This is a genomic window from Flavobacterium sp. RSSB_23 (genome assembly GCF_051547145.1).
In the GTDB taxonomy this organism is placed as follows: domain Bacteria; phylum Bacteroidota; class Bacteroidia; order Flavobacteriales; family Flavobacteriaceae; genus Flavobacterium.
In genome coordinates this window covers 12,227-34,226 of record NZ_JBPTTO010000008.1, presented here as the reverse complement: position 1 = coordinate 34,226, position 22,000 = coordinate 12,227, and the positions used below count along the sequence as shown (strand labels likewise).

General features: G+C 34.1%; 23 protein-coding genes. 4 read left to right on the top strand and 19 right to left on the bottom strand.

The genetic code is table 11. The features are described 5' to 3' along the window. Positions 1-7: 7 nt before the first annotated feature. Positions 8-1,843, top strand: a complete 1,836-nt coding sequence (locus ACSVH9_RS12445; protein ID WP_438063997.1) for an adenylate/guanylate cyclase domain-containing protein — start codon at positions 8-10, stop codon at positions 1,841-1,843. 39 nt (positions 1,844-1,882) lie between these two features. On the opposite strand, the gene ACSVH9_RS12440 is transcribed toward ACSVH9_RS12445, so the two are convergent. After that, complete coding sequence (locus tag ACSVH9_RS12440) at positions 1,883-2,395, bottom strand: GNAT family N-acetyltransferase (protein WP_438063996.1); 513 nt, start codon at positions 2,393-2,395, stop codon at positions 1,883-1,885. Between the two features lie 24 nt (positions 2,396-2,419). Next, positions 2,420-2,959 carry a hypothetical protein gene (locus ACSVH9_RS12435; protein ID WP_438063995.1) on the bottom strand — a complete coding sequence of 180 codons (540 nt, stop codon included), beginning with the start codon at positions 2,957-2,959 and terminating at the stop codon, positions 2,420-2,422. Between the two features lie 156 nt (positions 2,960-3,115). On the opposite strand from ACSVH9_RS12435, the gene ACSVH9_RS12430 reads away from it, so the two are divergent. Then, positions 3,116-6,301 carry a VPS10 domain-containing protein gene (locus tag ACSVH9_RS12430; protein WP_438063994.1) on the top strand — a complete coding sequence of 1,062 codons (3,186 nt, stop codon included), beginning with the start codon at positions 3,116-3,118 and terminating at the stop codon, positions 6,299-6,301. 53 nt (positions 6,302-6,354) lie between these two features. Here the strand turns inward: ACSVH9_RS12430 and ACSVH9_RS12425 are convergent, their stop codons facing one another. Then, positions 6,355-6,825: a DUF1572 domain-containing protein gene (locus tag ACSVH9_RS12425; protein WP_438063993.1), complete on the bottom strand. Its 471-nt coding sequence runs from the start codon at positions 6,823-6,825 to the stop codon at positions 6,355-6,357. A gap of 406 nt (positions 6,826-7,231) precedes the next feature. On the opposite strand from ACSVH9_RS12425, the gene ACSVH9_RS12420 reads away from it, so the two are divergent. Both ACSVH9_RS12420 and ACSVH9_RS12415 read left to right on the top strand, forming a co-directional pair. Continuing rightward, positions 7,232-8,857 (top strand): hypothetical protein, encoded by a 1,626-nt coding sequence (locus ACSVH9_RS12420; RefSeq protein ID WP_438063992.1) that lies wholly within the window; start codon positions 7,232-7,234, stop codon positions 8,855-8,857. Positions 8,858-9,114: 257 nt separating this feature from the next. Beyond that, entirely contained in the window at positions 9,115-9,969 is an 855-nt protein-coding gene (locus ACSVH9_RS12415; RefSeq protein WP_438063991.1) for an NAD(P)H-hydrate dehydratase, read from the top strand. A 118-nt stretch (positions 9,970-10,087) separates the two neighbouring features. On the opposite strand, the gene ACSVH9_RS12410 is transcribed toward ACSVH9_RS12415, so the two are convergent. The 16 genes from ACSVH9_RS12410 to ACSVH9_RS12335 all read right to left on the bottom strand — a co-directional run bounded on the left by ACSVH9_RS12410 (position 10,088) and on the right by ACSVH9_RS12335 (position 21,919). Then, positions 10,088-10,645 (bottom strand): N-acetyltransferase family protein, encoded by a 558-nt coding sequence (locus tag ACSVH9_RS12410; protein ID WP_438063990.1) that lies wholly within the window; start codon positions 10,643-10,645, stop codon positions 10,088-10,090. 74 nt (positions 10,646-10,719) lie between these two features. Then, the gene (locus tag ACSVH9_RS12405) at positions 10,720-11,298 is read right to left on the bottom strand and encodes an RDD family protein (RefSeq protein WP_438063989.1); all 579 of its coding nucleotides are present in this window, start codon (positions 11,296-11,298) and stop codon (positions 10,720-10,722) included. A 192-nt stretch (positions 11,299-11,490) separates the two neighbouring features. Then, positions 11,491-12,039: a hypothetical protein gene (locus ACSVH9_RS12400; protein WP_438063988.1), complete on the bottom strand. Its 549-nt coding sequence runs from the start codon at positions 12,037-12,039 to the stop codon at positions 11,491-11,493. Positions 12,040-12,209: 170 nt separating this feature from the next. Further along, the gene (locus ACSVH9_RS12395; RefSeq protein WP_438063987.1) at positions 12,210-12,470 is read right to left on the bottom strand and encodes a hypothetical protein; all 261 of its coding nucleotides are present in this window, start codon (positions 12,468-12,470) and stop codon (positions 12,210-12,212) included. 455 nt (positions 12,471-12,925) lie between these two features. Further along, positions 12,926-13,213, bottom strand: a complete 288-nt coding sequence (locus ACSVH9_RS12390) for a hypothetical protein (protein ID WP_438063986.1) — start codon at positions 13,211-13,213, stop codon at positions 12,926-12,928. 5 nt (positions 13,214-13,218) lie between these two features. Further along, positions 13,219-13,473, bottom strand: a complete 255-nt coding sequence (locus tag ACSVH9_RS12385; RefSeq protein WP_438063985.1) for a hypothetical protein — start codon at positions 13,471-13,473, stop codon at positions 13,219-13,221. 172 nt (positions 13,474-13,645) lie between these two features. Beyond that, positions 13,646-14,194, bottom strand: a complete 549-nt coding sequence (locus ACSVH9_RS12380) for a hypothetical protein (protein WP_438063984.1) — start codon at positions 14,192-14,194, stop codon at positions 13,646-13,648. Between the two features lie 198 nt (positions 14,195-14,392). Beyond that, on the bottom strand, positions 14,393-14,941 hold the full coding sequence (locus ACSVH9_RS12375) for a hypothetical protein (protein ID WP_438063983.1): 549 nt from the start codon (positions 14,939-14,941) through the stop codon (positions 14,393-14,395). 185 nt (positions 14,942-15,126) lie between these two features. Beyond that, the gene (locus ACSVH9_RS12370) at positions 15,127-15,708 is read right to left on the bottom strand and encodes a hypothetical protein (RefSeq protein WP_438063982.1); all 582 of its coding nucleotides are present in this window, start codon (positions 15,706-15,708) and stop codon (positions 15,127-15,129) included. 179 nt (positions 15,709-15,887) lie between these two features. Beyond that, positions 15,888-16,433 carry a hypothetical protein gene (locus tag ACSVH9_RS12365; RefSeq protein WP_438063981.1) on the bottom strand — a complete coding sequence of 182 codons (546 nt, stop codon included), beginning with the start codon at positions 16,431-16,433 and terminating at the stop codon, positions 15,888-15,890. 198 nt (positions 16,434-16,631) lie between these two features. Next, entirely contained in the window at positions 16,632-17,195 is a 564-nt protein-coding gene (locus ACSVH9_RS12360) for a hypothetical protein (RefSeq protein WP_438063980.1), read from the bottom strand. A 183-nt stretch (positions 17,196-17,378) separates the two neighbouring features. Next, a complete protein-coding gene (locus ACSVH9_RS12355) occupies positions 17,379-17,936 on the bottom strand; it encodes a hypothetical protein (protein ID WP_438063979.1) in 558 nt (185 codons plus the stop codon). Positions 17,937-18,094: 158 nt separating this feature from the next. After that, positions 18,095-19,651, bottom strand: a complete 1,557-nt coding sequence (locus ACSVH9_RS12350) for a rhomboid family intramembrane serine protease (protein ID WP_438063978.1) — start codon at positions 19,649-19,651, stop codon at positions 18,095-18,097. 219 nt (positions 19,652-19,870) lie between these two features. Then, the gene (locus ACSVH9_RS12345) at positions 19,871-20,203 is read right to left on the bottom strand and encodes a hypothetical protein (protein WP_438063977.1); all 333 of its coding nucleotides are present in this window, start codon (positions 20,201-20,203) and stop codon (positions 19,871-19,873) included. Positions 20,204-20,571: 368 nt separating this feature from the next. After that, positions 20,572-21,066 (bottom strand): hypothetical protein, encoded by a 495-nt coding sequence (locus tag ACSVH9_RS12340; protein ID WP_438063976.1) that lies wholly within the window; start codon positions 21,064-21,066, stop codon positions 20,572-20,574. Positions 21,067-21,277: 211 nt separating this feature from the next. Next, on the bottom strand, positions 21,278-21,919 hold the full coding sequence (locus ACSVH9_RS12335; RefSeq protein WP_438063975.1) for a DUF6000 family protein: 642 nt from the start codon (positions 21,917-21,919) through the stop codon (positions 21,278-21,280). Positions 21,920-22,000: the final 81 nt, after the last annotated feature.

Sequence of the window (22,000 nt, the reverse complement as noted above, 5' to 3'; positions counted from 1 at the left end):
TATTTTATTGACTACTCTTTCCAAAATTTCAGGTAAAGCGAGAGTTGCGCTATTTTTTATACTATTGGTTCTGGGTATGCCTTTGTACGCTCAAAATCAAAAAGTAGCCGACAGTTTGGCTATTATTTATAAAAAAGGAGGTAATGCTACGGCTACACAGCTAGAATTACTTCGCAATTTAGCATTCAACGAGCTCAATGATTTATCATTGGCAATTAAATATAGTAATGAGTTAATTGCATTGTCCAAAAAGGAAAAGAATAACTTGTATCTCTTTAGAGGGTACTACCTAAGAGGAAGCAAACTCAAACTAAAAGGAAACCTTCACGAGGCCTTAAGCGATTTTATGTTGGCAATAAAAATTGCTCAAAACTCCGCAAACGTAGTGGGAGAAGGAGTGAGTTATATGGCTATGGCTAATGTTTTTTCAGTAATGAAAGAGACAAAAAAAGCATACGCCTATTATGAAAAAGCGATTGTAATTTTGCGAAAATCTAATGAACCTTTAAAATTAGCTTCTGCCTTATCCAATCTAGGCGATGAGTATTTAAAAAATAACCAATTAGAGCAAGCTTTAGTATATTTTTCTGAATCAGGTAAGTATTTCAAAAAAGCAGACTACACCAGCGGAATTGCTTATACACTTGGAAATATGGGGGTGATTTATTTTAAACAAGGCAACAACAAAGAGGCCGAAAACAATTTAACCCACGCCATTCAATCCCTAGAAACTATTGAAGATTTTTATGGTATTTCGGAATATTTGATTCACTTATCCGACATCTATACCAAAGAGCAAAAATTAGAGAAGGCAATTAAGGCAGCCAATCGAAGTTATCAATTAGCCACAAAAAACGGTTATAAAGATCAAATCAGCAGTGCAAGTTTGCAGCTTTCCAAATTGTACGAAATGACCAAAAAAAGTAGCTTGTCATTATCGTACTTCAAAAATTATGTTGCTTATAAAGACAGTGTAAGCAACATTAAGACCGTTCAAGAATTGGCCGATTTAAGAACCAATTTTGAAGTGTCTAAAAAGCAAGCTCAAGTGAACCTGCTAGAGAAAGAAACCGAAATTCAGCAACTTAAAGCCAAAAAGCAACAGAATATTATCTATGCTACTGTTGTTGCAATTGTTTTGATAATTGTGCTGGTAATTGGTCTTTTTAGAAGATACCAATTCATTAAAAAAACAAAAGCAATCATTGAAAATGAAAAAAATCGATCCAATGCCTTGTTGTTAAATATTTTACCCGAGGAAACCGCGAGCGAATTAATGGCATCGGGTAAAGTATTGGCGAAAAAGTTTGAATCGGTTACGGTTTTATTCACAGATTTTGTTGGATTTACTGCTTATGCAGAAAAATTACCTCCTGAAAAATTAGTGGAGCGGGTTGATTTTTATTTTTCAAAATTCGACGAAATAATAGAAAAATATGATTTAGAAAAAATAAAAACCGTTGGAGATGCCTACATGTGTGCTGGCGGTTTGCCATTTGAAACACAGGATCATGCTTACAAAATGATTCTTGCTGCACAAGAGATTATCAAATTTGTTACCGAAAGTGCTAAAGAAACACAAGCTCAAAATCATTTTCAAATCAGAATTGGCATCAACACGGGACCTGTTGTCGCTGGGGTAGTAGGAACCAAAAAATTTGCCTATGATATTTGGGGCGATACGGTAAATACAGCGTCACGGATGGAATCCAATTCTGAACCTGGAAAAATCAATATATCTCAAAATACTTTTGACTTAGTAAAAGAACAATTTCAGTTTGAATACAGAGGAGCAATTGAGGTTAAAAATCGAGGAAAAATGAACATGTATTTTGTACAGTAAATCCTTTTAAAAGGAATTAGGAGCGCCAATAAAATCGTTCTAAAAAGTTAGTTTTTTTTCCAAAACTATAAAATCAAGCGGTGCAGTAGTAAGGGCTTTATCTCCTTCACCAAAAGGAAAAGGTTCTCGCAACCCTGTATCTTCATAACCGTTTCGAATATACCAAGCCAGCAATTCTTTTCGGATGCCAATTACGGTCATTTGAATTTTTGAAAGTTCAAGTTGCTGTGCGAGTTGTTCAGCTGCTTGTAGCAATTGCTTGCCAATCCCACTATTTTGCAATTCTGGTGAAACGGTTAGCATTCCCAAATACAACACTTCTTTTTTTGCAATTAGTAAGACGCTTCCAATGATTTTTTCATCACGGGTAAATTTCAATAAATAATGATTGGAAGAAGCAATAATGCTAATTAATTCTTCTTCTGATGTACGCGTTCCTTCAAGTAAATCCGCTTCGGTCGTCCATCCTTTTTTGGAACTTTCGCCACGATAGGCCGAGTTTATTAGTGCCGATAATTCAGCAGTATCTGCTATAGTAGCTTGAGTAATCATGAGTTGTAATTAATATTTGAATTATTATTCTTTGGGTAAAGGAGCGCCAACAGCAATATCGCAGCGGTGTTTTGGTTGACCATGAGGTGGATTCATACCTTCTGGAGTTGGAGCAGCCTCTGGTGTAGTTGCTAAAAGCGGGGGTACATTGTTTCCATTGGCTACAGCAGGAGTGGTAACAACTGTGGTTTTGGGAGCGGCAGCAGTTTTGGCTACTGGAGAGTTCAATGGCGCACCTACTGGAATATCACATCTATGTTTAGGTTGTCCGTGAGGCGGATTCATACCAGGGGGAGTAACTATTTTGGTCGTTGTAGCAACCGCATTTGGATTCTTCACCATAGTGTACTTGTACTGATACATGACACTTTCCTTTTTTTCTTCTTTTCCTACATAGGCAGAATTATTTGAGGTAGTCGGTGGAGTAGCAGTCGCAGGAGCGGCAGCCATTTGTGTAAAAGGAACTACATTGGTTCTTTCGTTGCTTGAGGCAGTTTCTTCTTCTTTTTTACATGAAAAAAGAACCAAAGAAGACAACAGTAATAGAGAAAAAGACGCTTTCATTATAGTATCGATTTAGAAAGTTCAAATATAGGTTTTTTAGGAATTCACTGTTACCTCAAGTTTAAATTTAAAAGATAGCAAAAAATGATTTTTAGTAAGAATGCAATTGTTAGCCAAACAATGTCTATTTTTGAAACAACACAATATAGTACTCGTATGAATAAACAACTTCTTTTAGGAATTCTTTTCCTAGTTTTAAGCACGGCTGTATCGGCGCAAAAAGGCAAAACTGCAGTTGCAACCGATTTAAACGCTCATTTTAAAGCAGCCAAATGGCGTTCTATTGGTCCCTTTCGAGGTGGACGATCCGTTACAGCTACTGGAGTTACATCAGATCCATCGACCTATTATATGGGGACTACAGGAGGTGGTTTATGGAAAACACAAGACATGGGAGTAAGTTGGTTTCCTATTTCGGATGTTTTTTTTAAAACGACTTCGGTGGGCGCTATTAGTGTAGCCGAAAGTGATCCTAATGTGATTTATGTGGGAATGGGCGAACACGCTGTAAGAGGCGTAATGACCCATCATGGTGATGGAATGTACAAGAGTACTGATGCTGGGAAAACATGGAAAAAGATAGGACTAGAGGCTACACAGCATATTTCTCGCATATGTATTGATCCTAAAAATCCAGATATTGTTTATGTAGCGGCTCAAGGGGCACTTTACGGTAAATCTTCTGAGAGAGGAGTTTATAAAACAACAGATGGCGGAAATACTTGGCAAAAAGTATTGTTTAAAAACGATCAAACGGGTGCTGTTGAACTTTCTATGGATGCCACTAATTCAAGAATTTTATATGCTGCCCTTTGGGAACACGGAAGAAAGCCTTGGCAAGTGATAAGTGGGGGAGCAGGAAGTGGTCTCTATAAATCAGTTGATAGTGGACTTACTTGGACTCCTTTAAAAGAAGGGCTTCCTGCGGCAATGGGAAAAATGGCAATAGCAGTAGCTCCTTCCAATCCCGAAAAAGTATACGCGCTAATTGAAAGCGATTGGGAAAAAGAAGCTGGTGGATTGTACGTCTCGAATGATGCTGGGAAATCTTGGTCTCAGGTGACTACAGATCATCGATTAATCCAACGAGCTTGGTATTATATCGAGTTGTTTATCGATCCGAATAACGAAAATACAATCTACGTAATGAGTGCTCCAGCGATGCGCTCCACTGATGGTGGAAAAACTTGGGAAGACATTTCCAAAACCCATGGCGACTATCACAATTTATGGATCAATCCTAAAAACTCCAATAATATGATTATTGCTGATGATGGAGGAGCTGCGATTAGTTTCAACAAAGGCAAGTCATGGAGTAGTCAAAACATCTATGCCACAGGTCAGTTTTACCGAATAGCGGTAGATAACCAATTTCCATACAATATTTATGGAGGACAACAAGATAATACCTCGGTTAAAATCGCCAGCAGAAACCTAAATGGCTATGGCATATCCGAAAAAGAATGGACTGCTTCGGCTGGAGGCGAAAGTGCGTTCTTAGCTTTTGACCCCGCCAATCCTAGGTTTGTTTTGGGTGGAAGTTATCAAGGAACCATCGAAGTATTGGATACGCAAACCAAAACCAGTACCAACGTTATGGCAGCGCCAATTTTGTATTTAGGACGCGATGCCAAAGACATGAAATACCGTTTCAACTGGAATGCGCCTATTATTAGAAGTAGGCATGAACCCAATACTTTTTATCACGGCTCTCAATTGCTTTTAAAAACAGAAAATTTAGGTCAAAGTTGGACAGAAGCTTCTCCTGATTTGACCCGAAACGAGAAAAGCAAACAAGGAAAACCAGGAGTCCCTTTTACTAATGAAGCCGTTGGAGCTGAAAACTACGGAACCCTAAGTTATATTCAAGAATCCCCTCTAGAAAAAGGAGTAATATATACCGGTAGTGATGATGGTTTGGTACATGTAACTAGAGATGGAGGTAAAACTTGGCAAAATGTAACTCCAGCTAATTTGGCAGAATGCCTAATCAACGCCATTGAAGTGTCTCCTTTTGATAAGGCGACTGCTTATGTGGCAACGACACGATACAAGTTCAATGACCACGCACCAGGATTGTACAAAACCACAGACTATGGTAAAACGTGGAAAAAAATTAACGAAGGAATTCCAGCGAACGCTTTTACCCGCGTTGTTCGCGAAGATGACACCGTAAAAGACCTATTGTATGCCGGAACCGAATTAGGGGTATTTGTTTCTTTTGATGACGGACTGCATTGGCAATCTTTTCAAGGGAATTTACCGCTAACACCTATCACTGATTTGAAAGTACATCAAAACAATTTGATTGCGTCAACTTCTGGAAGAGGGTTTTGGATTTTAGACGATTTAAATCTCATCCGTGAATTTGCGAAAGATAGTAAATCAGGGAATACCCAAAATGACACTTTCAAAATTTTCAATCCTAATCCAACCTATTTAACCAATAGCGGAAGCGAATTGGATCAAACCGATGCCGAGTTTACAGGTATGGGAACTACACGAGGTGTAAATCCAGCTTCTGGAGTGGTACTGTATTATCAATTACCTGAATTGAAAGAAACGGATGAAGTCAAAATTCTAATCAAGGATAAAGCTGGAAATACGATTCGAACTTTCAGTTCAAAAGCGGATCCTGAATTCAAATCCTATGATGGTGGTCCAAAAGCGGATGCTGTACTGTCTAAAAATAAAGGCCTTAACCGATTCGTTTGGGACTTGCGATATGCGGCATTACTTGGGAATCCAAATGTATATATCGAAGGAAGTTATGAAGGACATAAAGTTGGTCCTGGTGAGTATACGATTGTAATCCAAACACCAACGCAAGAATTGACTTCTCAAGCTAAAGTGTTAGCCAATCCTTTGTTTGAAGCCACAGACCAAGCCTATCAAGAATACCACGCGATTAAATTCGACATGGAACAAGCGTTCAATGAAATGCAAACGTTAATCAATACGTTGTATGCGAAACAACAGCAATTAGCCACATTAACAACACAATTGGCCACGCATCCCGAACAAGCTGCAACACTAGCAGAGGGGAAAAAATTGCTTCAGAAAATGAAAACTTGGGATGAATTGATGGTGCAAAGAAAATCAAAGGCTTATGATGATGTAGAAAACTTTCCCAATAAGTTCAATGCCGATTTCTTATACCTAATCAATCAATCCGAAAGCGTTGTCCCTAAAGTGACACAACCCGTAAAGGACTTGTGGAAAGAATACCAAACCAAATGGCAACAATTAAAAACCGAAGGAAATCAAATCCTCAATCAAGAATTGCCTGCTTTCAACAAAAAATTATGGGAAGCTGGCGTAGGAGGAATTTGGACCAAATAAGGTAAATGACTTTGAGCTTAAGGCAGTGAATGGATTCGGTTCACTGCCTTTTTTTATGATTTTACTTCCTTTTTTAGCAATGCAATTTGCCCTAAATGATAATGACAATGCTCAATTAGACCAATTAAATTTCTATAGTAGTTTCCATATTTTGCTTCTACAAAATCCTCTAAAAGACAACTATCCGGCAATTGTTCAATCAATGCCGTAAAAAGTTGTACTTCTTCCCACGATTTATTTTTCAATTGTTCCCAATCTGCTTCGCAAGTAATTTTAGGGCTGTCAAAGCTAAATTTGTCTTTAATATCAAGACTTCCACCTTGCAAAACCGGAATCAATCCAGCAATATAATAATTGCAATGAAACAGTAAGGTGGCAATGTTATTCCCTTCTTTCAAAGCAAAATTCGCTTCTTGCCAACTCACGTCAGCCAATTGGTCTTTAAAATTTGAGGTGGCCCAATTCCCACCAAAATACACTTGCTGCAAATGTAAGGCGATTTGTGTGGTAATGCTTTTACTCATTTCTTTTGATAAGGTTAAATTGCAGTTAGTTTCTTTAATGCATAAAATTAACATTTATTCTTTTTTGTAGGAGCAGACAATCACGTTATTATTCACGTTTTGTCCTGCTCTCCATTATATCTCTTGTAGCTTAAAGAAACGCTACAAGAGGATGCCATTGCGATCAGGGCTAAACTACACGTCATTATTTTCAGATTACATTTTGTTAATGGAGTAAAAAATATTTTGATTTATTTAAGAAAATTGCTTTAAAAAACATAGCATTTAGTTAATAATGTTAAATCAAAAGCATGTTATATATATGTTTTGTAAATTTGCAAACAATTTAAAATCAGCTTATTGTGTTTTTTGACCTACAAAACTGAAGAACAAAATAGAACCTACCACTATTTAAATTTTAAAAATTATGAAATCAAGACTATCCATTTTAGCAATAGTAGCCGTCCTTTTTTTTGCATCATGTTCCTCCAGTGATGATCAAAATTCGAATGGTTCTTCCAATTCCATAATCAATATTAATAACAGTACTTCCGAGTTGAGTAAAAGAATAAGTCTCGAAAACTCAGGTGTTGTTAGTATAAATAAAGCGACAGCTGTTGGTAAAACACTAAGTGAGAGTAATGATTTTCCTTTGGTACAAATTGCTGAGGTTAATGCGCCAAAAGACGAATCAGGTAGACAATTACAAGCCAATCACGTAGCTGTAAATGATAAATTTGCTTATGTAGCTTATACTTTTCAAGGAGAAATCTATTCAGGAGCGGTAGACGTAATAGATGTTTCTGATCCTTATAAACCTAAAATTATTACTTCAGCTTTAATCAAAAATACCGATATCACTTCGCTTACTTATGCCAACGGGAAATTGTATTTAGCTGGAGCCACAGATATTGATAAAGACCCTACGCTTACTAGTCCAGCAATTGTTATTGTAATGCAGCTAAACAATGGATTGCTTACAGAAAATTATACTATAGTACCTCTTGAAGGACAAGTAACAACAGATATAGTGGCAAATAGTAACGCGTTTTTCTCTGTTACTGGCGATAACGGTAAAGTTTTTAAAAATGCGATTGGATCCAATCTACTACAAGCCAGCGTTGCGCAATCAGATTTGCGTTCAGCATTGCTAGACCAAAATGAGTTGTTTGTTTTAAGCGGTACCAAAGGAGTAAGTGTTTACAAAGAATCCGATGCGAGTTTGCTGCGCTCTTTTACCACCACAGTAGATGTTCCAGAAGCTAAGCGTACTATGGATATATACGAACAAAAATTAATTGTAGCCGAGGGATTTAGTGGGGTTGGAGTGTACAACAAAACTACTGGTCAAAAGTTGCAAACGCTTCCAATTGTAGCGGGTATTGGAGGGGTGTTCGACCCAAATGATGTGGTAACCAATGCCGTTTCTGTTAATGATGAAAAAACGTTTGTGGCCAATGGTGCAGCTGGAATTTCTGTTTACAAAATAGATGATAAATTGGATTGGTTAGGTAAAATGGATATTGTTGGTTCGTCCAATTATGTAAAAACAAAAGGAGACTATATTTATGTTGCTAGCGGAAAAGGAGGATTGAAAATCATAAAAATGGAAGGGAAATCCAAGCCAATTGCTTGCGCCGGTTATCCAACGTACACTGGAAATTCCAATTTGATATTGAATTCTAATCAAAATGCTTCTTATTCAGGAAGTACTGCTTTAGCATCAATCATTGTCAATTCTAAAGCAACTTTGATTCATTGTGGTGCTCTTTCAGTTCAAAATGATTTAACCCTCAATAGCAACGGTACTTTCGAAATGAGTGGGACATTAAGTCAAGGGCGTTATGGACAAAACACCCGATTGACAATTAATAGCAATGCCGAAATGAAAGTATCGGGAGCTGTAGTGATTTATGGTGATTTGGTTTTAAACAGTAATTCCAATTTGACTTTCGTTGGTTCAGGCTCTTCCATTACCATTTATGGAAAAGTGACCAAAGGAAGTAATGTGAAAATCACAGGTAACTTCACCGACACTGAAAATAAATTATAAAATTAGTTGTTAGTGCGAAGCGCTCAGTCTTGTTGAAAAAGGAGACTGAGCGTTTTTTTTATTTGGCAACACAAATTTGTTTATGTTGACTCATTTCCTTCGTGACTATTGGTGCAATTCGTGTTTTTCTATTTCATTTTGGCAACACAAATCTGTGCAATCTGAGTAATCTGTGTTGATTCATTTTTTTATAGGTGTTCCTATTCATAACAATTAATTCTTTTGGCTTTCGTATCTTTAGTACAAATCCAAGCCCAATGAAAACTCCTCTTTACATTGACCTTTCCGAAGCTCGAAAACGATACAAGGCCATTCCGTTCGATACCCACAAAGGCATTCAAGGACACGCGTTACTTATTGGTGGCAGTTATGGCAAAATTGGTGCAATTACCTTAGCTTCTCGTGCGGCTTTACAATCCGGTTGTGGTTTAGTGACTGCTTTGGTTCCAAAATGTGGCTATGAAATACTCCAAATAGCCAATCCCGAGGTGATGGTGCTTACAGATACAAACGAAAAGTACCTTTCAGAAATAGCATTCAGTTTAGTTCCTAACGCTGTCGGAATTGGTCCGGGTTTAGGGCAAGAAGTGGCGACTCAAAACGCATTGCATAAGTTTCTTTCCACTACTACAAAACCACTAGTTGTCGATGCCGATGCACTCAATATTTTGGCACAAAATCCAACTTGGTTACCGCTTCTTCCACCCGAATCGATATTAACACCTCATCCCAAAGAACTTGAACGCTTGATAGGGAAGTGGCAGAGTCATGAGGAGAAACTAACCAAAACTATGGCTTTTGCAAAGCAGTATCAAATAATTGTGGTGCTAAAAGGCGCACCCACCCAAATTGTATTTGGAAACGACTTTTACGAAAACACCACTGGTAACCCAGCTTTGGCCACAGCAGGAAGTGGCGATGTTCTAACTGGAATAATCACGAGTTTATTGGCACAATCCTATACTCCAATTGATTCGGCAATCTTAGGTGTTTATTTGCACGGCTTAACAGCCGATATCGCTTTACCCAAAACAGGCTATCAATCGTTTATCGCTTCGACCATTATCAAATATCTTGGAAAAGCTTTTTTATTTTTGGAGAAAGGGGAGTAGGGACCTAAAATAGCAAATACGATATTCGTTGAGTTGAGGTTGAATTGTAGCTGAAAAGTTTTTCATTTAAAACGCTTCTTAAGTTACACTAAAATTATCCCATAACCTCTATGATGGCTCAATTGGTATGTCGAGTTAGTTGTTCCTTTTTTAAATTTACCAGTTGTAACTTCATCATTATATCCGTCTGTTCATCGTCTCCCAGTTTGAAGATGTGCTTGTCAAATGCAACAAAACCATTTTTCTCATAGAAACGTATCGCTCTTGGATTTTCTTCCCAAACTCCTAACCAAACATATTCCGAACCTTTCTCTTTCGCAATTTCGATTGCTTTATCGTAAAGTAGTTGCCCAACGTTTTTGCCATGAAACGCTTTTGAAACATATATTCGTTCAATTTCAAGCGCTTTATTGTCTTTCAATTCGGTCTGCGATGCTCCAAAATTTACCTTTAAGTAACCAATAACTTCCTCATTCAATAGTGCAAAATAAAATTCAGAATCGGCGTTGTTCAGTTCTGCTGTTAGTTTTTCTTTCGAGAAACCTTCTTCTAGATAGCTTTTCATATTCTCTTCAGAATTCGATTCTGAAAAGGTTTCTTCAAAAGTTGCTCGCCCAATCTTTTGCAACTTTTCCAAGTCGTCTAAAGATGTTCTTCTAGTGATTACATTTTTCATCTTATATTTTTGAAAAAAGAATTGCTCAAATTCGTTATTTTTGCAGTTATTGGCTGTTTTTTTTTAGGTATTAATTAATTTACATCTTTGATTATTGTTGTATCTGAAAGTCTATCGTGAAAACCTGTTGCCGTAAACAAAAATGAAATTCTGTCAAATGGAATTAGTCTGCAAAATGTTCTTCTTAAAACATCTCCAACTTTTGGTTTAGTTCCATTTTTATTCACAACTTTTGTTTTGGTTATAAACTTTCCAATTGTCTTTTGATATTTTGTTTCCATAAACACATAATACCCAATATAACAAGCAAAAAATAGAAAATATCCGAATAACATTTGAATGGGACTTTTTGTGTTTATTGGATTAGTCAAAATTGCTACAATTATAAACCATACAATTGTGTCTATTATGAAATTTATAAATCTTGTTGAAGAACTTACTTTAGTAGCTTCAAATTCTTCTTGCTCTGTTATCTTGGTTGTTAAGTCAACTTTAACTTGCTCAATTTTTGTTGTATCTATGTTACGTTTCTTAATTTCTTCTTCTGCAGCTTCAATAGCTAAAGGTTGGTATTTATTCTTGTCTATAGTTACAATTTGGATAAGTTCATCGTCAGTTCGTTTTGACATTACGTCTTTAAAATCGGTAATCATATTTTATTTTGGTTGGTTAATTTTTTCGTTTTGGTCGGCTACCATAGCCCATAACATTCGTTCTGGTACTACAGCGGGTTTGGGACTAAATTAAGATTTATTTTTCGGTTATCACCAAACTGCCAAATACAAAACCATTTTCCCATTAAGCCTATTGCCCAAATCCGTTGTAGTAGCTGTTATGGGCTGTATTTATTCTTCCCAAAATGTTGTCTTTAGTGTTTTTATTTCTCCATTTAAATCAACTTTTGCTAAGATTAAAAAACCTTTTCCATATTCAGGTATGTATTTTATTTTAGATATTTCTGCGGTGAGTAGCCCATATTCAGGATAATAATAATATCGGATATTAACTTTCGGGTTATTTATATTTAGTTTTTTTAAACAACCTGAATTTAGTTTCATGTTTGGTTTTGCTAAAAACTTTATTTCAAGTCTTTTGCTAGCTTGACCTAACGAGATTTTTTCCTCATTTTTTATGAAGTTTGCAACTTCTGACTGTAAGAATGAAAAAGAAACTCCTTCAGTTACTAAAGTGTCAACTTCGTATTTTAATTCTGTTACGTCAGTATTGTCTTCGGAAAAATATATTTTCACTTCATTTGAGTTTTCAATATACTTTGTCATATTTTTAATTCCGTTGCACAATTTTTCGGAATTATAATCAACAACAATTGATTTCTTCGCTGAACAAGAAATTAATAATAATGTAATTAATACGTTGACAAAAGGTCTTTTCAAATTTAATTTTTTCGGTTTTTCAGATATATAGCCCATAACGTTCCCGCGCTAGAAGCAGTTTGGGACTAAATTAAGTCCATTATTCGGATTAGCCAAATCTTCCAAATACAAAACCAATTTTTTAATTACCAAATGCCCAAATTGCTTGTAGCGTGTGTTAGCAGTAGTACTTAATTAACCCACTGAAAAAAACTAGAATAATATTTCCACTCACCATTTATTTTTATGTATGTAACTAGACTTCCAAATTCATTACCCTCGTAATAAAATATGCATATTGTATTATTCCTAAAAAAAACTGGTTTTGAAAAGCAATAAATCCCATAATATTTTTCAGCGTTTTCACTAGCAATAAATTCTGAGTTTTCTAGTTTCCCCTTTGCCCAACCTTTTATGTTGTTCTCTTCAATCTCTTTATATACATAATCCATTTCTTTATTTGTGAATAGTATACTGATAGGTATTTCATCAATTAATTTTGGAAATCTTGTATCCCAAATTTGAAGCGTAGTTTCTTTTAAAGCTTTTTCTATTGTTTGTAAATAGGAAGGCCATATTTTTTCGGTGTAGTAAACTTTTTTCTATTTTTTTGCTCTTAAAAAAGTCATTAACAAAATTTTCAGCTTCTGACTTTTTCTGTGCTTGCATAATAAAGCAAATTAGTAGAGAAGAAACCGTAATCTTTATTTTATCCATTTCTGCTGTTGTATTACTGCTAACGTTCTGGTACTACAGCGGGTTTGGGTTATAAATTAAGATTTATTTTTCGGTTATCACTAAACTGCCAAATACAAAACCATTTTCCCATTAAGCCAATTGCCCACCCGAGGCTACAAGCCGAACAGACGAAGTAAATCCGTTGTAGTAGCTGTTATCACTCGTTTTTTTATTCGGTTAGTATTTTGTTTAAAATTAGACTAATATTTTTTCTTCCCTTTTTGCTTAACCCTCCATATTTCATATTCGGCGAAAAAGGTATTGATTTTGTCATTCCACAACCTTCCAAACACAACCAAATTTTACCGATTTCCTTATCTTCCTTATTATAAAATCTCAAAATATATTCTGATTCAGCAACTCCCCAAGTTGTTTCACCCCAATCGAAATTAACAGGATTATTAAAAAAAGTAATTACTTCTGATTTACTTGATTTCGATAACGTTTTTGAAGTCAAACGACTTAACAAAAATCTGTTTCTAAATAGTTTGACTTCTGCAACTTCTTCTCTTGGGAAACTATATTTTGATTCCCAAAGTTCTTTTCAAAGGCTTTTTCTTGCTCTTCAGTTGTTTTGTACATATAAAATTCAATCATTTCTTCTTTCGGTACGATAGTCGAATAATATTGTCCTCTATCGAAAATATCAGTAACAATGACAAGTCCAATAATTATGAAAATAAAAATGACAAGTAATATTTTCCAAATATTTTTCAAATAGCAGTTGGTTTAAAATGAGTGATAACGTTCCCGCGCTACACGCAGGCTGGGATTAAAGATGCGTAATCTTTCGGTTAAAAACAAATGTATCAAATACAAACTATTTTCAAATTAAACCAATTGCCCAGCTTGCTTGTAGCGTGTGTTAGTGGTAGTGCTTATTTCACATTTACTTCTTTAGTTTTACTTCTTTTATAATCTGAAATCCCCAAAAACCGTTTTTCATTTTAATTTCTACATTATTAAAGTTTTGTAATTCTTCAAAGTTATAGTCGTGAATATTAATTTCTCTTTCCACTCCTTTAATTTGCGTAATTATATAATTCGGGGAATTTCTATATGCTTTATGTTTTTCAAATATGAATGAATTTATGATATATTCTTTATCATTAGAGAAATAATCGTTTGTCAAAAAGAATATCGCACAAAATATTGAACCATAAGTTAAAGTTTTTAGAGCGAAAAAATTATAAAGACTCAAATGCTTTTCAGCTTTAGTTGTTCTAAAAATATAAAATATACTAGAGATTAAGATACCTGATAAAAAAAATATAATAATTAATAATTTAAAGCTAATAATTGTAAAATTATTGAATTCTCTAAGTGAATAAAAAAATGAAAAAAATGCGATAGCACCAATAAATAATTTTAGAATCATTATTTTTGATTCATCCCTTTTTCTGCTTTTTAGTGGAGTTTTTTTATTTCTTCTACTCATTTTTAGTTTTCAACGGTTGCATTACCACTAACGTTCTGGTACTACAGCGGGTTTGGGAACTAAATTAAGATTTATTTTTCGGTTATCACTAAACATCCAAGTACAAAACCATTTTCCCATTAAACCAAATGCCCACCCGAGGCTGCAAGCCGAACAGACGAAGTAAATCCGTTGTAGTAGCTGTTATAGGGCGTTTTTTTATTTTATTTCATTTCTTTTAATGTCAAAGTATCTTGCGAAGTCTGTAATTGGTTTGCCATTTTTGTCAAAACGGATTATTATTTTGTCTCTAATAATTGACACTGTATCAGGAATAAAATTGTTGTCGTCTCGCTTGTCCTTGAATATTATTTTGTTATCAATAAGTTGATAGTTTCCTTTATATATTTTCTCACTAAACAAATTTGAGGATTCCATTTCAAATTTCTTGTCAGCTCGAAGAGTCAAACGCATTGCACTTTGGTCATCAATTAGAGTTGCTTCTAATATTTTTCCGCTCTTGAAAATTTCTGAATTTACTAATTCAGAACTCAAAAAGATTCCAAGAATTACAACTCCAATGATTATTCCTGTTCTGTTTTTCTTTAAGATTGCCATCACGAAAAAACCTAGAAAAGAAAAACCAAAGAATAGGGGAGGTATCAAGTAAAATATCCATAAATTCTCCCAAAGGAAGTCACTTAAACAATAAGACACTAAAAAAAGAGTACCAGCTAGTAAAGTAAACAAGTGAATCTTAAGTTTCATAATTGTTGTGTTTTTTTCTAAAATGCCCTATAACGTTCTGGTACTACAGCGGGTTTGGGAACTAAATTAAGATTTATTTTTCGGTTATCACTAAACTACCAAATACAAAACCATTTTCCCATTAAGCCAATTGCCCACCCGAGGCTGCAAGCCGAACAGACGAAGTAAATCCGTTGTAGTAGCTGTTAGTGGCAGTACTTCTTCAGTTTGATTGTTTTTATTGTATTTAAAAATTCTTTTTCTGTTTTCTCTTGAAGGTTTTCTCCATAAAAGGAAAATTTAGTTTTATTTGAATTTTGTCCACCGCCTTTTAGACTGTCAATATAAATTCCAGTTGTTCCATATCCTTTGTTTCTTGTTGTAATTATTTTTGCTTTGAAACAATCAATTTCTACAATTTCAAATTTTTGTGTTAGATAATTTTTAAAATCTATTTTTCCTGATATTGTGTCTACAATTAAATGTTTAGTGTTTTTTAAAAGCTTCTTTTGCTTTTCAGTTAGTTCCGCATAACTTTTTTTGTCGAAAACTAAAGGTAAATCATTTTTTGAAACGTCTGATGAATATGCTCCAATATCAAAAATTAATGTATCTTTTTCAGACGTTACAATTCCTCCAACATAACTATCAGTTCCATTAAGTTCAATTTCTGACCAATTTTGAGGAACAGTTATTTCAAAACTTTCGAAATCTATTTTTTTAAATTCAGATTTAGGTTTGCAAGAAAAACAAGTAATTGAAATGCATATTAAAATAAAAATTTTCATAGTATGTCTTGTTTTTCGGTTTCTGCGGTCGTATTGCCACTAACGTTCCCGCGCTACACACAGGCTGGGATTAAAGATGCACATTATTTCAGTTAAAAACAAATGTATCAAACACAAACTATTTTCAAATTAAGCCAATTGCCCAGCTTGCTTGTAGCGTGTGTTAGCGGATGTTTTTATCATTGTCTTGTAAATATTTCAGCTCCACCTGAACCAAATATTCCAAAATGTTTTTCGTTCGGTGAAAAACCAAATTTCAGTGTAGTGTATTCTAGTCTAGTTAATGATATTAGTTCGAACTCTTTCCAATATTCACTCTGATGTTGTCTTGTCCTCATGTTTTGTATTCCAACTATTTGCTCTCCAAGTGATGGAGTAAAAGAGTCCAAATTCCAAAAGTCTGTTGTGCAATGATTTCCATCCCCACCTCGAAGTCCAAATATTTTTATTGTTTGTCCAATTTCATCAACAGTAAATTCTAAATTGTCTTTAGAAAATTTTGACATAGCGGAATTGTCCTCATCATAGTTTCTTATTTGTCTTTGACCTGTTATTGGGTCTGATACTGAATAGCCGTCTACCGAAAATAAAAACACTTTATTGTCAAATGTCCAACCACTTGCAATAATTCCAGCAGCAGAAATAACAACCCTGTTTGCCCACGGTAGTGAAGGCTCTCTTACAAAGTCAATTAAGTTTGTTGTACCTTTTTTAAAGAAGTCCATTTCTAAAATTTAATTGCATTATTGTCATTCATGGTATTTCGTTTTAAAATATCCGCTAACGTTCCCGCGCTACACGCAGGCTGGGATTAAAGATGCGTATTCTTTCGGTTAAAAACAAATGCATCAAATACAAACTATTTTCAAATTAAGCCAATTGCCCAGCTTGCTTGTAGCGTGTGTTGGCAGTAGTTTTTTTATTTACTCTTCTATTGGCAAAAATTCTAATTCCTTTCTTTTTCCTGTTTCGCAATTATTCTTTATAATTCTGAAACTTTTAAAGTTTTCTTTTGGTGTCATTAACCATTTAATACCGTTAAATTCCCATAAAACAATTCCGTTTTTGTAATCTACAATTCTTGCTTTTATTTCAAAACCTATTTTATTTTCAATATCATAAGCATCCGCTCTGAATGCTTTATTTTCGGTTAATCTTGTGAATTTTTCAAGCTCAAATTTTTGTGGTTCTTCTATTCTCCAATTTATTGTAAGACGATCATCAAGTTTTACTGTTTCTGTTTTTCCATCACAAGGTTGATATATTAAATAACCGTCTTTATCCTTTTCGACTTTAATCCAATCTTTCTGAATTGCATCAAGACTTTTCCAAGTTTGAGGAATTTCACGATGGTTTATTTTCGGATAAGTTATCTTTAAATCTAGTTCAGTATTTCGCTTTTCAATGTTTTTTTTATCTCCAGTTTTAGATTGTCCATTACACGGTATTAAAATAAATGAAAAGAAGATATAAAGTAGAATTTTCATATTTCTTGATTTTTCGGTTTTCTTCGGTAAAATTACCGCCAACGTTCCCGCGCTACACGCAGGCTGGGATTAAAGATGCGTAATCTTTCAGTTAAAAACAAATGCACCAAACACAAACTATTTTCAAATTAAATCCATTGCCAAGCTTGCTTGTAGCGTGTGTTGGCGGTAGTGCACTTACTTTTAACGTATAATTTTTTTCAATTTATTCAACTCACTATATAATCCAAAACCATCAGTATTTACTTTGCTTCCTCTAAATATGGAAACTCCGCAACCAAAACAAACTTTAGCTATTCCAACAATTGAATCTTTCTTTTTAAAAATGAATATGTCGCGATAATATGGTAAACAGGATGAGAATTCTGTTTGTACAGAATCTTTTTCACTAAATATATTTTCTACTTCCGTCTTCTTTATTTTGTTCAGTTCAGTCTTTATAAATTTATATTTAAGTAAGTTAGCTTCAAAATTCGGTTCTGAAATAGAATCAGGGTAATGACTAACTAATAAACCAATTAAGTTATTTTGGTCTTTATTTCTATTCTTAATCTCTGCAAGTTTCATTACTTTTTCTTCCGAGATATCTAGATAGTAATGGTCAATTTTGTCACAATCATAAAATTTTTTTAATTCCCTTTTTGCAGTAGAATTTTCTTTTATAACTGCTAAGTTTTCTTTTTTCGGATTTGTTTTATTACAGCTTGCAATTATTAAAAATAAGAATAAATACTTCTTCATATATTTCGTTTTACGATTTCTTCTGACATTACCGCCAACGTTCCCGCGCTACACGCAGGCTGGGATTAAAGAGGCGTAATCTTTCGGTTAAAAACAAATGCATCAAATGCAAACTATTTTCAAATTAAACCAATTGCCCAGCTTGCTTGTAGCGTGTGTTATATGCCGTTTTTGTGTCCACTGTCAGTTTTGTATAATGTTATTCCAATTAATGCTCCGCTTAAAAGTCCGCCAATATGAGCTGCGTTGTCAATGCCACCTGTTAAGCCCCAAAGTAAATTTATGCCAACATAAATTCCAATCATCATTAGTATTCCTTTTTTACCACCTTCTGGAAATGCGTTTGTTAAAAGCAGTCCAAGTATTGCACCATAAAGTCCAAATATTGCACCTGATGCACCAACACTAATTGTGTTTGGATACCACCAAATACTTGCAAGACTACCGCAAAGTCCAGATAAAATATACAAGATGAAATACTTTTTTCGACCGAGTAATGGTTCTACAAAAATGGCTGCAATTACAAGTCCTGAAATGTTTAAAATCAAGTGCATAATACCACCGTGTAAAAACATACTTGATAATAGTCTCCACCATTCTCCACCAGTTGTTTCAAGTCGTCTGTTTGCACCCCATTGCAGAAGCTCCATTCCATTTGGAGAAATTATGTTAAGACCAGAGAAAATCATAAATAAAAAGACTAGAATATTTAGGTCTAAAATTATTGAAGTTGCAAAATGGTCGCCTTTTGGCACAAGGTAGTTTAACATATCAACTAAATCGTCTTGTTTTGGTTTTTTACCGGTTAAAAATCTTTTCTTTTCTGTTTCGCTGTAACCTGGCCATATTAAAAAAAATAAAAGAACACCAAGTCCAATACCAAATGAACCAAAAATCCAAGCAAACTTATTCCCATTTCTATCTTCAAATCTTTCTTTTATTGGCTCTAAAACAATGAAATTCTCATCCGTTGCTTGTTTTGTTCTAGCTTCAATTGCTTTCAAAAAGTTTTGTCTATCGTCAGAAGTTGGTTTTCGTTCAAAGTGGTCTAAAGAGTAAAAGTCATATTTGTTCATCTTTTCAATACATTGATTATAAAATGCCTCATACTTTCTTTCTTTTTCTTTTGGGCTGATTTTATTGCTGATTTGCTCTTTAAATTTTACACCATACCAATATTTAGGGATGTACCTAATCGTTTCAGATTTGTCTTTGAGAATTGGTAAAACAAAATAAACATCGAAGTTTAAGTGTTGATTGTATTTGCCACTTGTCCGAAAATCTGTGAAGGAACCAGCATAATTTGGAGCAACTGAAAAATTTGTCAGCTTGTAATAACGAGCCTTCTCTGTTTTATTAATGTCGCTAATAGTTGATAGTTCTATTAGTTTTCCTGATGCAGTAGTTAAATAATTTTGTGAAACTAAAAGACAAGCTATAATTGTCGCTGCAGATAAAAATTGGAAGAAAAAACGTCCATTGTCATTGTCTTTTTTGAAAGTAAGAATTCTAAATCTTGGTCTTAACCATATTAAGATAGGTATCCAAGGTAGTCCCATAGGTAACCAAAAGCACCAAACTTCTTCTTTAATGTCGATTATATCAAATTGAATTGCAAAGAGCCAACGAAAAATTGAAAGTCCGATAATTGTCGAGAAAGCAATAATGAAAAAAGTCGGAAGAATGTGTTTAAGTTTTGTAATGTATGTTTCCAATGTCTTGTCGTTGTATTTTGTTGGTTGTTGTCTTGTCTAAAATGGCATATAACGTTCTGGTACTACAGCGGGTTTGGGACTAAAGTAAGATTTATTTTTCGGTTATCGCTAAACTACCAAATACAAAACAGTTTTCCCATTAAGCCTAATGCCCACCCGAGGCTACAAGCCGAACAGACGAAGTAAATCCGTTGTAGTAGCTGTTAGTAGCCGTTTTTTTTAGTATAATCTTCGGTTAACTTTGTCTGCAATATCTTTAATTTTCCAATCCTGAATTCGCCAAGTCTTTCCATTGTCTGAAGAAATCAAAGTCAACATTGTTTTTATTTTTTCTGATTTGTTTATTAGAGTTTCTGAATATTCAAAAAAAACATATCCGATAACTTTGTCATTTACATCTTCTATTTGAGTGTCAAATATTTTATCGACTTTAAACTTATTCAGTTTATTAAAATACTTTTCTACATCAGTTTTTATTATTTCAGTTAAAGTGACATCCGAAAAATTGCCTTGACCGCTTTTAATGTAATAGTTTTGCATTTCAACTAGCATTCCATTATCCCAAATTTTAGAGGCTGAATCATACTTTTTGTAATATACATTTCGCTTAAATATTCTTCAGATATTTTTTCTAAAGAACTTTTGATTTCTTGCTCATTTTGGCAGAAACAAAAGTTAAAAATTAATATAGTAAAAAACGTAATTGTCTTTTTCATTCGTTTGTTGTAAAATGGCTACTAACGTTCCGGTACTACAGCGGGTTTGGGACTAAATTAAGATTTATTTTTCGGTTGTCACAAAACTGCCAAATACAAAACCATTTTCCCATTAAGCCAAATGCCCACCCGAGGCTGCAAGCCGAACAGACGAAGTAAATCCGTTGTAGTAGCTGTTTGCGGTAGTGTTTTTCGTTTCACTGGTTAGTTATTGTTAATTGATTGCGTTTTTTGGGCTTTCAATTTTTCTTTTAAGTTAAATACGATATTGATTAAAATCAGAGCAACTAAATTAATACTAATTTCAATTATTCCGTTTTCGGAATTTAGCTTAAAATTCCAAGTTGTAAGTCCAAAGTTATAGGTTAAAATTGCATCTGTTGTTAAATTCAAACCTAAGCTAAGAAATAGACCTGAGTAAAATTTAAAAGTAAAACCCAAAATTGAAAAACTTAAAACTTGAATTAGTTGGTTTACAATTAAATAGTTTAATCCTTTTTCAAATTGCTTTTTTAATAGTAAATAACCACAAAATACTGAAAAGGAATACAATGATAAAAACAGGAGAAACATTTTAAATGTCGTTCCATTTGTGAACCCAAATTTAACCAATAACGGTATTGTAGCAATTAATCCAATTAAACCTCCAATGATTTGATATATTCCAATAATTTTAATTCTACTTTCCGTTTTCTGCATTTTTAATTATTTTTCCAAAAATTATTTCTTTAATGTGGTTTATTTCTTGTCTTTCGGTGCAACATTACCGCCAACGTTCTGGTACTACAGCGGGTTTGGGACTAAATTAAGCCCATTCTTCGGATTTGCCAAATCATCCCAAATACAAAACCAACTCTCCATTAAGCCTATTACCCAAATCCGTTGTAGTAGCTGTTGGCGGTAGTATTTTCTATTTATGGTCTTTAACTTTGTTTATAAACTCGATATAGTTTTCCAAATATTCGGTGTTAATTTCTGCGTTCCAATTTGGTTTGTCATGAATAAACTTCAGCCAATTTGTTTTGTGCTTGTCAATTAAGTTGCTGTTATTTATTTTGTCAATGTAAGCTAAAGCTTCCATAGCTTCACTTTGGTCAAACCAAAGTTCGCTTTTGGATAAATAATAATCTAAATAGTCTTCTAAATATTCTATTGATTTTTTGTTGTTTAAGCAAGCAAACATATATGCGTAAATTCGTCCAGCGTAACAAACTTCGCTTTTTAGGAAATGTACACCAATAATGTCTATTAAATCTGAATAGTCGTTAATTATTGCGAAGAATGCACCAGTTTGTCTAGTTCTCCAGTTAAAATCTCCAAGCAGTTTTATAACATCTTCTTTAGTTATTTTCTTTTTTGCCTCTAATAATAGCTCAAACCATTCTAGATTAGTTTGTTCTAGATTCATATAAAAAGGAACAGCCCAAGTTTTAATAAATTCGGGAGTTAATTCTTTTTCGTTTTTGAAAGAAATTAGATTTTCAAAAGTAGATTTATGCCTTACAGTTGCACCAAGTGAATGAAGTCGGATTTGTTCGTTTAGATTTTCCATTGATTAGTTCAATTCTGTTGGATTTTTACTTTGATATTTTTGGCTAATATTACCGCCAACGTTCTGGTACTACAGTGGGTT

Bases quoted from the DNA above. Each gene is read 5' to 3' on its own strand.
- ACSVH9_RS12375 (WP_438063983.1), bottom strand. From the start codon at position 14,941: ATGAAACTTAAGATTCACTTGTTTACTTTACTAGCTGGTACTCTTTTT.
- ACSVH9_RS12335 (WP_438063975.1), bottom strand. From the start codon at position 21,919: ATGGAAAATCTAAACGAACAAATCCGACTTCATTCACTTGGTGCAACT.
- ACSVH9_RS12365 (WP_438063981.1), bottom strand. From the start codon at position 16,433: ATGGACTTCTTTAAAAAAGGTACAACAAACTTAATTGACTTTGTAAGA.
- ACSVH9_RS12430 (WP_438063994.1), top strand. From the start codon at position 3,116: ATGAATAAACAACTTCTTTTAGGAATTCTTTTCCTAGTTTTAAGCACG.
- ACSVH9_RS12340 (WP_438063976.1), bottom strand. From the start codon at position 21,066: ATGCAGAAAACGGAAAGTAGAATTAAAATTATTGGAATATATCAAATC.
- ACSVH9_RS12420 (WP_438063992.1), top strand. From the start codon at position 7,232: ATGAAATCAAGACTATCCATTTTAGCAATAGTAGCCGTCCTTTTTTTT.
- ACSVH9_RS12435 (WP_438063995.1), bottom strand. From the start codon at position 2,959: ATGAAAGCGTCTTTTTCTCTATTACTGTTGTCTTCTTTGGTTCTTTTT.
- ACSVH9_RS12355 (WP_438063979.1), bottom strand. From the start codon at position 17,936: ATGAAGAAGTATTTATTCTTATTTTTAATAATTGCAAGCTGTAATAAA.
- ACSVH9_RS12415 (WP_438063991.1), top strand. From the start codon at position 9,115: ATGAAAACTCCTCTTTACATTGACCTTTCCGAAGCTCGAAAACGATAC.
- ACSVH9_RS12380 (WP_438063984.1), bottom strand. From the start codon at position 14,194: ATGAGTAGAAGAAATAAAAAAACTCCACTAAAAAGCAGAAAAAGGGAT.
- ACSVH9_RS12370 (WP_438063982.1), bottom strand. From the start codon at position 15,708: ATGAAAATTTTTATTTTAATATGCATTTCAATTACTTGTTTTTCTTGC.
- ACSVH9_RS12425 (WP_438063993.1), bottom strand. From the start codon at position 6,825: ATGAGTAAAAGCATTACCACACAAATCGCCTTACATTTGCAGCAAGTG.
- ACSVH9_RS12440 (WP_438063996.1), bottom strand. From the start codon at position 2,395: ATGATTACTCAAGCTACTATAGCAGATACTGCTGAATTATCGGCACTA.
- ACSVH9_RS12405 (WP_438063989.1), bottom strand. From the start codon at position 11,298: ATGATTACCGATTTTAAAGACGTAATGTCAAAACGAACTGACGATGAA.
- ACSVH9_RS12410 (WP_438063990.1), bottom strand. From the start codon at position 10,645: ATGAAAAATGTAATCACTAGAAGAACATCTTTAGACGACTTGGAAAAG.
- ACSVH9_RS12395 (WP_438063987.1), bottom strand. From the start codon at position 12,470: ATGGATTATGTATATAAAGAGATTGAAGAGAACAACATAAAAGGTTGG.
- ACSVH9_RS12360 (WP_438063980.1), bottom strand. From the start codon at position 17,195: ATGAAAATTCTACTTTATATCTTCTTTTCATTTATTTTAATACCGTGT.
- ACSVH9_RS12345 (WP_438063977.1), bottom strand. From the start codon at position 20,203: ATGCTAGTTGAAATGCAAAACTATTACATTAAAAGCGGTCAAGGCAAT.